The sequence below is a fragment of the Kitasatospora sp. NPDC001175 genome (assembly GCF_053598215.1).
The window spans coordinates 34655-46184 of the sequence record NZ_JBSFJU010000062.1 but is presented as its reverse complement, the minus strand read 5'-3'; the positions used below and the strand labels follow the sequence as shown (position 1 = coordinate 46184).

The following is an 11530-nucleotide window of genomic DNA, read 5'->3' as shown; positions in this document are numbered from 1 at the left end:
GGCGGCGCCATCGAGGCCACCGCACGCCCGGAAGGCGGCCTGACCATGCGGGTGCGGATCCCCGGCGCCTGAGAACCCCCTCAGGGCCGCTGAACAGCCCCGCCCCGGGCCCCGGCCGACGGCACGGCGGCTCCGGAGTGCCCCGAGGCCGCCGTTGACGGCCGCCCGAGCTCAGTCGACGAGCAGCCGCTCGCGTAGCCGCTCGCCGAACTCCGTCCCGAGGCCCAGGACTTCGCCGACATAGCCACGCACGGACCCGTGCCGCTCCGCCAGCCCGTCGAGGAAGAGCCGCATCAGCACGGCCGGCGCGGTCCCGTACCCGGGCCAGTTCAGCTCGTGGCCCGGATTCGCCGCGCGCCAGTCCGCGATCAGCCGCTCGGTGGCGAGCCCGGTCAGCGCGAAGTCGGCCACCACCGTCTCCTCGGGCACTCCGAGCAGGTCCAGTACCAGCGCGGCCACGATTCCCGTACGGTCCTTGCCCGATGCGCAGTGGAAGACCAGCGGGCCGCCGTCGGCGGCGATCACTTCCAGGACCCGCCGGAGCTCCTTCACCCCGTCCTCGGCCACCTCCGCGTACCGCTCGGCGAGGAAGGCCGCCGTGTCGGTCTCGGGGCCGAGCGCCGCCTGGTCGTACGGGCGGTGCTCGATGCTGAGGTTGTGGTACGCGACCCCGAGGTCCTCCGGTACCCGGCCCCTGGCCTCGATCTCCCAGGGGTAGCGCAGGTCGATCACGGTACGGATGCCCAGGGCCCGGAAACGCTCCCGGTCGGGCTCGCCGGCAAGCTTGGCCAGCGAGTCCGACCGGTAGAGCGCGCCCCAGCGCACGGTACGGCCGTCCTCCGTGCGGTAGCCGCCGAGGTCTCGGAAATTGTGCAGTCGGTCGAACTCGATGTGTCTGATCATCAGTTCACTGTAGAGCCACGGCAGTTGACTCCCGGGGCCAGGGTCGGTTGCGCCTCAGGGCCGAGGCCGCGAACCGAGCAGCCTGCCCAGCCTGGCCACCGCCTCGGCGACCGTCTCCTGGTCCTGGGTGTGGCAGAGTCGGAACCAGCCGGGGGCGTTGGGATGGAAGATCTCGCCGGGGATGATGCTGACCCTGGCCTGCTCCAGGATGGTCCGCCAGAGCTCGCGCTCGCCGTCGTAGGTCGGCTCGGGCAGCCGGTCGCGCAGGTCCAGCCAGAGCGAGCAGCCGGCCTCCGCCGGGATGTGTGGTATGCCCTCCCGGGCCAGCGCGCCGGCGGTCGCCGCATACGAGGCGGCGAGCCGGCGCCGGTTCTCGGCGAGGAAGCCGGCCGTCCACTCGGGGTCGTCCAGCAGGTCGGCGAGGAAGGACTGGGTACCGGTGGAGACCGGGGCGAAGTAGGACAGTGCGCGGGCGGCCGCGCGGACCCGGGGGTCCGTCACGTGCAGCACCCCGGTCTTGAAACCGGGCAGGCCGAAGTCCTTGGCGAAGCCCCAGATGGTGTGGGTCCGGCCCGCCCTGGCCTGGCCGACGGCCGGGTTTCGCAGGCTGGTGAACGGGGTCGGGCCGAACACCGAGTGCGAGTACAGCTCGTCGCCGACCAGGTCCAGGTCGTGGGCCGCCGCCACCTGGGTTAGCTCGCGCAGTTGCTCGGCGCTGTGCACCTGGCCGAGCGGATTGGACGGCGAGGCCAGCACCACCGCCCGGACCGTCACGCCCTGCCGGTGCAGTTCGGTGACCGTACGGTCCACCGCCCGGGCCGAGAGCGCGAAGTCGTCGGACTCGTCCAGCAGCGCGGGGACCACCCGCGCGCCGGACCGGCCGCCGAGGTCGGTGTCGAAGGCCGCGTAGTAGGGCGCGGGCACGACGATCGCCTCGCCCGGGTCGCAGAGGATGGTGGCGATGATGTCGAGCGCGGCCGTGGCGCCGCTGACCACCACCAGGTCCTCCGGATCGACCGCGGACCGGCCGGTGCGGGTGAGGAGTTCGGCGATCCGCCGGCGCAGCACGGGGCTTCCGTGGAGTTCGGCGTAGCGGGTGTTCTCCTCGGTGAGCGCGCCCGGCCGGGCGAGGTGGTCCGCGAGCAGGTCACCGACCAGCCGGTTCTCGGCGGTGCCCAGGTTGAGGTAGCCGTCCGGGCGCAGCCGGGGGTGGTAGGGCCGCGCCTCGGCGCGGAAGTGGGCCTCGGCAATGGCCGGGGAGGCGGCCGTGAGGGCGGCGGCGGTCCGTGACACCATCAGTGGCCTCCGGCGTCGTGGTGGGTGGGGGCTGCGGTGATGAGTCCCGGGTGGACGCCCAGTCCCATCGAGGCGTCGATGACGGCGCCGTGCAGCAGCGCGGAGTGCGGGCCGGCCAGCCAGTGGACCAGCTCGGCGACCTCGTCCGGTTCGATCAGCCGTCCGCGCGGCAGGCGGGCGAGCAGCCCGGCCCGTTCGTCCGACGAGAGGCCGGTGAGGGTGCTGGCCTCGAACATGCCGGTCGCGGTGGCACCGGGGCAGACGGCGAAGACGTCCACGTTCTCGTGGGCGAGTTCGGCGGCCAGCTGCCGGGTGAGGTGGCCGACGGCGGCCTTGCTCATCCCGTCGGCGAGCCGGAAGCCGGGGAACTGGGAGATGCCCCCGCCGACGCTGGAGACGTTGACGATCTTGCCGAAGCCGCGTTCCCGCATCCCGGGCAGCAGTTGCCCGATCAGCCAGAGCGGCCCGACCGCGTTGATCCGCAGCAGCGCGGCGTCCTGTTCGTGCGCGGCTCCCTCGGCGTAGCGCTCGATGGTGGCCGATCCCGCGCCCGCGTTGTTGACCAGGATGTCGACGGGGCCGGGGAGTTCGCCGACCAGGCGCTCGTGGTCGGACCACTCGCCCTGGCGGAACGGGAAGGCCCGGACCGTCCCCGGTCCCTCGCGGTTCAACTCCTCGGCGAGCTCGGCGGCGCGTTCCCGGCCCGAGTGGTAGGTGAACCAGACCCGGTGCCCGTCGGCGGCGAACCGTGCCACGCAGGCGCGTCCGATGCCCGCCGAGCCGCCGGTGATCAGGACATTCCGCTTTTCCATGGGCCCCCTCGGGCTCGGCTGCCGTCCGCGCGGCCGGCGCGCGGACGGGATCCAACTGCCCTGCTGGGGCAGCTCGCTCGCGGCTCGGTCATGAACCGGCTTGATCATCGCACCGGCATGAGCATAGCGACAGCCCCCGGAGAAATTCAGGCGACGCCGGCGCGGCGCGGTGCTAGCTTCCGATCACATGAAACCGGTCACCGACGAACAGATCCGCGCTTCCTTCGTGAACTGCACCAAAGGAGAGGCGCGCAGGCTCCGGCTGCCCCGTGAATCGGCCGATCTTCCCTGGGCGGATCTGGACTTCCTGGGCTGGCGCGATCCGGGCGCCCCTGACCGCGCCTACCTGGTCGCCGAGCGGCCCGACGGCCTGGTCGGGATCACGCTGCGCGCCACCACGGGCATCCGCCGGAGCGTGCTGAAGAGCAACCTCTGCTCCTTCTGCATAACCACCCACGCCGGTTCGGGCGTCGCACTGCTGGCCGCCCGCCGCGCGGGCCAGGCCGGACGCGACGGCAGCACCGTCGGAACCTACGTCTGCGCGGACCTCGCCTGCTCGCTGTACGTCCGGGGGAAGAAACGTTCGCAACTGGCCGAGCGCGTCACCGAGTCGCTGACGCTGGAGGAGCAGATCCTGCGGACCCAGGTGAATCTGGACGCCTTCCTGGACCAGGTGCTCCAGTCCGCCTGACCTTCAGGCCCGCCGCACTGCCGCGTGCTCCGTACGACGCTGCGACGCGCCCGCACGGTCAGCCGGCCAGCGCCGCAAGCCCGGGAGCCCGGGGCGGGACGGCACTCCGGGCCCTGGGCAACTCCCCGCGGGAGGCGAGTTCACGCCGGTCCGTGTCCAGGGAACTGACCAACCCGCTCAGCAGCTTGCGGAAGTTCTCGGCGTCGTCGGTCTGATCGGCGGGCTGGGTGAGGTCGTTGGACGGCATGCGGCGGGCACTCTCCTCGCGAGCTGCGGGCGGTGGACACCCCGATCCTCGCGTCCGGCTCTCAACAGCCGATAAACGATCACTGAGCGCCCACCGCGGCGCCCCTCCGCGCGGGCTCAGCCCCGCCCGAGCACCCGGTCCACCGCGATCTCGATGACCACGCGCTCCGGGTTCTCCCGCGGCTGGCGGTAGCGCTCGGCGTAGCGGCGCACGCCCTCGGCGATCCGCTCCGGGTCGTCGCTCACCACCGCGATGCCCTCCAGCGTGCACCAACGCGCCCGGTCCACCTGGCAGACCGCGACCCGCAGCCCGCCCGGCCCGGCCGCCAGCACATTGCGGACCTTGCGGCTGTTCCGGCTGCTGATCACCCGGGCTGTGCCGGTCTCCGGGTCGAGGGTCGCGCCCACCGGGACGACGTGCGGGGTGCCGTCCGGCCGCAGGGTGGTCAGGGTGCAGAGGTGGTACTCGCGCCAGAAGTCGAGCAGGTTCTCGTCCAGCGCACGCGGGTCATGAGGCATACCGGCATGCTACGTCGCGGGCTCCGGCGCCCACCGGGCTCCTACCGAACTCCCCGTCCCCGGTGGGTCCGGCCGGTCCTGCCACGTCCGGCGCACCCGTCCGGCACGCCCGTCCGCCGCTACGTCGCCTCCCCAGCTCAGTTGCCGCCTCTGTCCAGCCCCACCAGGTACCGTTCCCACCTGCGGCAAAGCCAACTGATGGCGTGTGAGGGAACGGAGTCCGGCAGTGGCGAGGACGGTCGAACCGAGGACGGGGAGCAAGGGGCACACGGTGCGGGAGGGCAGCAGGACCTTCGCGGTCCCGGGCTTCGCGCCGTGGCCGCCGCCCAGGGGTGAGAAGCGGCGCGGCCGGCGGCTGCGTGAGCAGGTGCCCCGCGAGGCGCATGCGCGGCTCACCCTTCCCGAGGACCGCCCGAGCGTGGCGCGGGCCGTCGAGGAGGGCAACGCCGGGCGGCTCCCGGAGCTGGTCCCGATCCGGGTCGGCCGGATGTCCGCCTCCCCCTTCGCCTTCCTGCGCGGCGCGGCCGGCCTGATGGCCTGCGACCTGGCCGCCGGACCGGCCTCGGGCGTCCTGGCGCAGCTGTGCGGCGACGCGCACGCGGCCAACTTCGGCCTCTACGGCGACGCCACCGGCCGTCTGGTGATGGACATAAACGACTTCGACGAGACCGTGCCCGGGCCGTGGGAGTGGGATCTCAAGCGGCTGGCGACGAGCCTGGTGCTGGCGGGCCGGCAGGCGGGCACGGACGAGCCCACCTGCCGCCGGGCCGCCTTCGACACGGTCCGCTCCTACCGGCGGACGATGCGCCTGCTGGCCAGGCTCCCCGCCCAGGACGCCTGGAACGCGGTCGCCGACGACAGGCTCGTGACCTTCGCCGACGCACATGAACTGACCGACGTGCTGGACGGTGTGGGCGCCAAAGCACTGCGCAACACCAGCGCCAAGTTCGCCGCCGAGTCCACCGTCCGGGGCCGGGACGGCCAGTGGCGGTTCACCGCCGCACCGCCCGTGCTCAGCGAGGTGTCGGACACCCGGGCGGCGGAGGTCGCGAACTCCCTCGCCGAGTACCTGGAGACGGTTCCGGTCGAGCTGCACCCGCTGCTGGCCCGCTACAGCGTGCACGACGTGGCGTTCCGCGTGGTCGGCACCGGCAGCGTCGGCACCCGCTCGTACGTCGTGCTGCTGCTGGACCGGCGCGAGGAACCGCTGGTGCTCCAGGTCAAGGAGGCCCGGCCGTCCGCCCTGCTTCCGCATCTGGCCCGGGCGGGGTACCCGGTGTCAGCCGCCGGGCACGAGGGCCGCCGGGTGGTGCTCGGCCAGAAGCGGATGCAGGTGGTCAGCGACATACTGATGGGCTGGACCACGGTGAACGGACTCCCTTACCAGGTACGGCAGTTCCGTAACCGCAAGGGCAGCGTCGACCCGGCGGTCCTGCTGCCGGAGCAGCTGGACGACTACGGCCGGCTGACCGGTGCGCTGCTCGCGCGGGCCCACGCCCACACCGCCGACGCGGCCGTGATCGCCGGGTACTGCGGCAAGAGCGAGGCCCTGGACGAGGCGATGGCCGCGTTCGCGGTGGCCTACGCGGACCAGAGTGAGGCCGACCACGCGGCGCTGCTCGCCGCCGTGCGCTCCGGTCGGCTCCCCGCCGAGACCGGCGTCTGACCGCTCCCCGGACCGGCCGTGGGGCCCACTGCCCGACAGCGGGCCCCACGGCCGGTCCGCCGCCCCGAATGGCCGACATTCGATGATCCCTTGGCCGGTTCACGGTCTTCCTGCCCGGGACGCGGCGAGTTACCGTCGGTAACGGCGCGCAGACGTGGCGTGCCCTCCCCCGACCGCGAGGAGGACGGAATGACCGTCGAGCATGGTGAGGCCGAATCCGCCGAGCCGCTGATCCCACTGCACTGTCTGCGCCACGCGGAGCCCGGGCCACCCAGACTGACCGCGCTGCCCAACGGCACTCCGGTCTGGCTGGCGACCAGGCACGCGGACGTCCGGCAGGTGCTGACCGATCCGCGGCTGGACCGCGCCTCGCTCTACACACCGGACGCGCCGCCGACCTCCACCGGCCCGAACCTCCTGGACGATCCGGAGGGCCTTCTCAACATCGACGGACCCGAGCACCAGCGGCTCCGCCGTACCGTCCAACGCGCCTTCACCCCAAGGGCGATCGAGCGCTGGCGCCCCTGGGTGGAGTCGGTGGTCGAGGAGCTGATCGACGGCCTCGAGGCCTCGGGTTCTCCGGTCGACGTGATCGCCGGGCTCACCGGTTCACTGCCCATCGCGGTGATCAGCCGGCTGATGGACCTGGACGGCGTGGACCACGAGCGGCTCTCCTACTGGAGCGACCACGCGCTCTCCACCTCCGCCTACCCGGCCGAGCGGGTCCGGCAGGCGATGCGCGAGTTCTACGCCTTCTCGGAGCAGCTCATCGCCCAGCGCCGGAAGAACCCCGGCGATGACCTGGTCAGCAGCCTGCTGCAGGCGGCGGACGTCACCGAGGGCGTGACCGAAGGCCAACTGGTGGTGCTGGTCTGCGGGTTGGTGGTGGCCGGGCACGAGACCACGATGACCTCCTTCGGCAACGCGCTGGTCCAGCTGCTCACCGAGTCCCCGGCCGCCTGGGCGCGGATCGGGGCGGATCAGGAGAACGCCGCCGCCGCCGCCGAACAGCTGCTGCGCGCCGTCCCGCTCGGCGACACCGCCGAGATTCCCGGCCTGCTCCGCCGGGCCGTCGCCGACCTGGAGATCGGCGGGGTGGCCATCTCGGCCGGCAGCGTGGTGGCCGCCGACGTGCGCACCGCCAACCACGATCCCGAGGTCTACCCGCCGAGCGAAACGCTCGACCACTTCGCCCCGCTCGGCACCCCCAGCCTCACCTTCGGCGCCGGACCGCACCACTGCCTGGGCGCCTGGCTGGCCCGGATGGAGCTGGAGCTGGGCCTGCACCAGCTGGCGAGGCGACTGCCCGGCCTGCGGCTCGCCGAGCCGGTCGAGGGGATCGCCTGGCGCACGGGCCTGCTTACCCGGAGCCCGGCATCGCTGCGGGTGGCCTGGTGAGCGCCGCCGAGCGGGAGCTGACCGTACGGGTGGACGGCACCCGCTGCGTGGGCACCGGTGCCTGCGCCCGCACCGCTCCCGGCGATCTCGAACTCGGCCCGGACGGACGGGCCAGAGTGCTGCGCCCCGTCTCGGACGACCTGCCGAACCTGACCGAGGCGGCGGAGCTGTGCCCGGTCGAGGCCATCACCGTGCACTCGGCCGCCACCGGCGAGTTGCTCGCCCCACGCTACTGAGCCATCCCTCTGGGTGCCGCCGCCCCGCCGGGCGGCGGCACCGGTTCTCCGGCCCCGGTCACCGCCGGTCGGAGCGTTCTCGGCCGGTGCAGCCCGTGTCCCACCGCGACCGCCAACCGGGCCAGCGCGCCCGGCGCGCCCTGCTGCCCCCGGATCCCCGGGAAGGCGTTCACATCCACGATCAGCGGCACGCCCCCGACGTCCAGGATGTCCACCCCGTACACATCCAGCCCGAACACCTCACCGACGTGAAGCGCCAACTCCCGCCAGCCGTACGGAAGTTCATCCACCGAACGGGACGGCAGTCGCTCCCCCTCGGCGAGCTCGGAATGGCGCAGCTCCGCGAAGACCTCTCCCGCGACCACCCAGAGCTTGTGGTCCCAGCCCGATCCGGGCGCCAGGTCCTGGACCACCACCGGCTCCCCGGGCCACCGGTCGGCGAGCTCACGCAACCGGCGGTCGTCCGCCACCCTCGCGACCAGGTCGCCCCGGCGGCTGTGCCGGCTCTTCACCACCAGTGGGTGCCGGACCGGCCCTCGGCCCGCCAGCGCCGCCAGGTCCGGCAGTGCGGTGGTGGCGGCGAAAGGGAGCCCGGCCCGCTCGGCGAGGCGGGCCATCCGCACCCGGTCCTGGCAGAAGCCGGTCGAGGCGCCCGAGTTGACCACCGGCACTCCCATGTTCTCCAGCCGCTCGGCGAGTACGAGCGCCGCCGGAGTGCGGGCCTTGAGCAGGTACACCTCGGCGAGCGCGGCCGGCTCTGGCGGATCCTGGTCGGGCGCCAGGTGCGCCACCCGGTGCCCGTCCTCGGCCAGCAGGGCCGCGGTGGCCGCCAGCAGCGGGTGCCCGGGAGCCGCGGTCAGCAGGCCGATCCTCATACGGCGCCCACCTGGTCGGGGATCCGGACCGCGCCCGGCAGCGCCGACGGCCACGAGGATCCGTTCAGCGCCAGTCGAAGGACGGCCCGGGACACCTTGGCCACGGCGTCCGGCACCTGCCGGAAGCTCGGGAAGTCATTCACGTCCACCACCACGGGCCCGTCCGGGCCGAGCAGGACGTCCACCCCGTACAGGTCCAGGCCGTAGACCTCGCCGACGGCCGTGGCGATGGCGGCGACCTCGGGGCTCAGCGCCACCGGCCGCTCCCGGACCGGCCCGCCGCCCCGGGCGAGCGGCGAAGTCCGCTCGGTGCCGAACAGTTCACCACCGGCGCAGTAAACCTTGAGATCCACACCGGCGTTGGGCACGTACGGCTGCGCGAGAAGCAGGCCCTCACTCCCGGGGCACTGCTCAAGCGCCGTCAACTGCTCCGGGGCGTCGACCCGGTGGACCGCCCGGCCCGAGCTTCCGTCGGCGGGCTTGACGACCAGCGGGTAGCGGTCCACCGGTATCCGGGCCAGGTCCTCGGTCCTGGCCGCCGCCCAGGTCGCCGGGACGGGCAGACCGGCCAGCTCGGCCAGCACGGCGGCCCGAGCCTTGTCCCGTACGCCCCGGATCGCCCGGGCATCGTTGATGGTGGTCAGTCCGGCGCCGGCGGCAGCCTCCAACAGTCCCAGACCAGGGCCGCCGGAGACGGTCTTGAGCACCCAGGCGTCATGGGCACCGTCCCGGATCAGCTCGCCGAGGTCGAGCAGCGAACCGCCGGGCCGCAGTACGTCCACCCGGTGGCCCCAGGCCCGCAGTTGGCGCACCACGTCGAGTGGCATGCCATCGTTTCGGTACTGCTCCTCCACCAGGAAGCAGAATCTCATCGCGTACTACCCCTGTCCCCCGACTTCACCGGCCGACCGGGCTCGGCCGGCCTCGGACCGGCCGGCAACGGGGACCTCGGGAATAGGATCGGCCGACGCCCGCGTTCCCTGTTGCCTGTCGGTCTCAGCGCCCCAGGATGCCATGAATTGCCCGGACAAGATCACCCAGGAGGTAATGAAACGGCAACAAGAGCGCCACGGCTGAATTTAGCCGAGGTTTCGGGCGGTTCAACTCCCTTCGGCGGCGTCGTCGTACTGGCGCCTCGACAACCGCCGCTGCGCGCCGGGGCCGAGCGTCAGACCGAAGCCGAAGCGCTCGGCGGCCTGCCGGATCCGCTCCAGCGGGAGCGAGCCGTGCCGCTGGAGCACCAGCCGCGGCCGCCCGTGCTCGTCGACGCCGTCGGTCCGATGGAAGGCCAGCACCGAGGTGGACATCGGCTCGTGCAAGGGGTGGTTGCGGCGCGCGGCCTCCTCGTCGGCGTGCTCCAGCATCCGCACCCCGGCCTCCCGGCCGAACTCGGCCCGCAGGGCCGCCGCCCGCCAGTGCGCGGGCTCCTCGTCGGCGCCGGTGGCGCGCCGGGAGCGGTTGGCCGAGGTGATGAACAGCAGATCGCTCCGGGTGCCGGCCAGCGCCCGGGAGAGGAACTCGTTCGACGGGCAGGAGTAACCCGGGGCGATCACCTGGACGGTGCGCCGGCCGTCCTCCTCCGCCGTCAGATGGCCGGGCAGGTCGGCGGGCGCGGGCCCCTGGAAGCCGAACGGGCCCAGCGTGAACAGCGCATCGATCAGTGCGGTCACCTCCCGGTGGCCGATCCCGTCGGGCAGCCGGGCCCAGTCGAAGAGCAGCGGAATCCGGGCCGGCGCGGTGGTCACACTGCCGGTCTGCCCGGCGGGCCGGCCCTTCATCAGGTTGACCCGCCGGACCACCACTTCCTCCGGACGCGCCGTCAGCGCGTAGAAGTTCCCGAAGCCGTGCGCCACTGCCAGCCCCGCCACCACCGCACCGGCGGCCCACCGCACGTCCTCGGCCCGGCCCAGCACGGCGCGCCTCGCACCACCGGCACCACGGCCGATTCCACCACCGGCGCAGACACAGTTGCTCGCGACCATCCCGGACCTCCGTACACCCACATTCCCTCAGGCCATCAACGCGACAGAGCGCCAAAACGTCACAGCCGAGTCCCGAAGCCGCTCCGAGTCGACCCCTTGCGCCTTCGGTGCCGCAGCACTGTCAGACCCCGCCATTACCATCTCTTGACAATCCCATGGACAACCCAGGGGAGTGGAGAAATCCGGGAGGATGAGGAGGGAAAGTGCGGAAAACCATCGGCTCCGGCCTCACTCGGTCCGCCACCGCGAGCATCGGCGCCCAGCCCGCGCCGGGCCGCCCGGAGCGGCCGTGGGTGCTGCGCCCGCGCGGTCTGCACGACCTACGGCACGGCACGCCCCCGGCCGGCCCGGCCGTACTGAGCTACCCGCCCGGCGACTTGGTGGTGGTCAGCGGCCTGCCCGGCAGCGGCAAGAGCACCCTGATACGGCGCTGCGCCCAGGCGCCGGCCATCGACTCCCAGTTCAGCCGTGAGCACTACGCCCGCCTGCTCCCGCCCGGCCTGCCGTACGCGGTCTACCGCCCGCTGGTCCGGCTGCACCACTACCGGCGGCTGCACCGGGCGCTGCTGGCGGGTGGTCCGCTGCTCGTGCACGACTGCGGCACCCTGCCCTGGGTCCGCGACTGGCTGGTCAGAGCGGCGCACCGGCAGGGCCGCCGGCTGCATCTGATACTCCTCGACAGCACCCCGGCCGAGGCCAGACAGGGCCAGTACGCCCGGGCCCGCCGGGTGTCCGCGTACGCCTTCACCCGGCACCGCCGCGCCGTCGGCCGGCTGCGCGCCGAACTGGCCGGCCCGTCGGGGGCGGTGGCGGGCTGCGCGTCCGCGGTGCTGCTCGATCGCGCGGCGGCCCGTGGGCTGCGAGGGATCGAGTTCACGGCCTGAGCGAGCACCGACCGCCAAACCC

13 protein-coding genes are annotated in these 11530 nt (G+C 73.2%); 5 read left to right on the top strand and 8 right to left on the bottom strand.

All coding sequences use genetic code 11. From position 1 onward, the window contains the following. Positions 1-171: 171 nt before the first annotated feature. The 3 genes from ACWDAK_RS31890 to ACWDAK_RS31880 are packed head-to-tail and all read right to left on the bottom strand — an operon-like array spanning position 172 to position 3011. On the bottom strand, positions 172-903 hold the full coding sequence (locus ACWDAK_RS31890) for a tyrosine-protein phosphatase (RefSeq protein ID WP_344636754.1): 732 nt from the start codon (positions 901-903) through the stop codon (positions 172-174). Between the two features lie 54 nt (positions 904-957). Next, positions 958-2199 (bottom strand): aminotransferase class I/II-fold pyridoxal phosphate-dependent enzyme, encoded by a 1242-nt coding sequence (locus tag ACWDAK_RS31885; RefSeq protein WP_344636753.1) that lies wholly within the window; start codon positions 2197-2199, stop codon positions 958-960. Next, positions 2199-3011 carry an SDR family NAD(P)-dependent oxidoreductase gene (locus ACWDAK_RS31880; protein WP_344636752.1) on the bottom strand — a complete coding sequence of 271 codons (813 nt, stop codon included), beginning with the start codon at positions 3009-3011 and terminating at the stop codon, positions 2199-2201. The genes ACWDAK_RS31885 and ACWDAK_RS31880 overlap by 1 nt, the downstream gene beginning before the upstream one ends. A 187-nt stretch (positions 3012-3198) precedes the next feature. Between ACWDAK_RS31880 and ACWDAK_RS31875 the strand changes: the two genes are divergently transcribed. Next, positions 3199-3702 (top strand): FBP domain-containing protein, encoded by a 504-nt coding sequence (locus ACWDAK_RS31875; RefSeq protein ID WP_427395487.1) that lies wholly within the window; start codon positions 3199-3201, stop codon positions 3700-3702. A 58-nt stretch (positions 3703-3760) separates the two neighbouring features. Here the strand turns inward: ACWDAK_RS31875 and ACWDAK_RS31870 are convergent, their stop codons facing one another. Further along, entirely contained in the window at positions 3761-3949 is a 189-nt protein-coding gene (locus ACWDAK_RS31870) for a hypothetical protein (protein WP_344636750.1), read from the bottom strand. 116 nt (positions 3950-4065) lie between these two features. Beyond that, positions 4066-4467, bottom strand: a complete 402-nt coding sequence (locus tag ACWDAK_RS31865; RefSeq protein WP_344636749.1) for a pyridoxamine 5'-phosphate oxidase family protein — start codon at positions 4465-4467, stop codon at positions 4066-4068. A gap of 226 nt (positions 4468-4693) precedes the next feature. Between ACWDAK_RS31865 and ACWDAK_RS31860 the strand changes: the two genes are divergently transcribed. The 3 genes from ACWDAK_RS31860 (at position 4694) to ACWDAK_RS31850 (ending at position 7767) form a co-directional block, all read left to right on the top strand. After that, positions 4694-6133 (top strand): DUF2252 domain-containing protein, encoded by a 1440-nt coding sequence (locus tag ACWDAK_RS31860; protein WP_344636748.1) that lies wholly within the window; start codon positions 4694-4696, stop codon positions 6131-6133. Between the two features lie 189 nt (positions 6134-6322). Further along, a complete protein-coding gene (locus ACWDAK_RS31855; RefSeq protein ID WP_427395486.1) occupies positions 6323-7531 on the top strand; it encodes a cytochrome P450 in 1209 nt (402 codons plus the stop codon). Beyond that, the gene (locus ACWDAK_RS31850; protein ID WP_344636746.1) at positions 7528-7767 is read left to right on the top strand and encodes a ferredoxin; all 240 of its coding nucleotides are present in this window, start codon (positions 7528-7530) and stop codon (positions 7765-7767) included. Before ACWDAK_RS31855 ends, ACWDAK_RS31850 begins: the two co-directional genes overlap by 4 nt. Here ACWDAK_RS31850 and ACWDAK_RS31845 read toward each other — a convergent pair. The 3 genes from ACWDAK_RS31845 to ACWDAK_RS31835 all read right to left on the bottom strand — a co-directional run bounded on the left by ACWDAK_RS31845 (position 7761) and on the right by ACWDAK_RS31835 (position 10624). Beyond that, the gene (locus ACWDAK_RS31845; protein WP_427395485.1) at positions 7761-8642 is read right to left on the bottom strand and encodes an ATP-grasp domain-containing protein; all 882 of its coding nucleotides are present in this window, start codon (positions 8640-8642) and stop codon (positions 7761-7763) included. The genes ACWDAK_RS31850 and ACWDAK_RS31845 overlap by 7 nt on opposite strands. After that, positions 8639-9514, bottom strand: a complete 876-nt coding sequence (locus ACWDAK_RS31840; protein WP_427395484.1) for an ATP-grasp domain-containing protein — start codon at positions 9512-9514, stop codon at positions 8639-8641. Before ACWDAK_RS31840 ends, ACWDAK_RS31845 begins: the two co-directional genes overlap by 4 nt. 228 nt (positions 9515-9742) lie before the next feature. After that, positions 9743-10624 (bottom strand): hypothetical protein, encoded by an 882-nt coding sequence (locus ACWDAK_RS31835; protein WP_344636743.1) that lies wholly within the window; start codon positions 10622-10624, stop codon positions 9743-9745. A 203-nt stretch (positions 10625-10827) separates the two neighbouring features. Between ACWDAK_RS31835 and ACWDAK_RS31830 the strand changes: the two genes are divergently transcribed. Continuing rightward, entirely contained in the window at positions 10828-11508 is a 681-nt protein-coding gene (locus ACWDAK_RS31830) for an AAA family ATPase (RefSeq protein WP_425557613.1), read from the top strand. Positions 11509-11530: the final 22 nt, after the last annotated feature.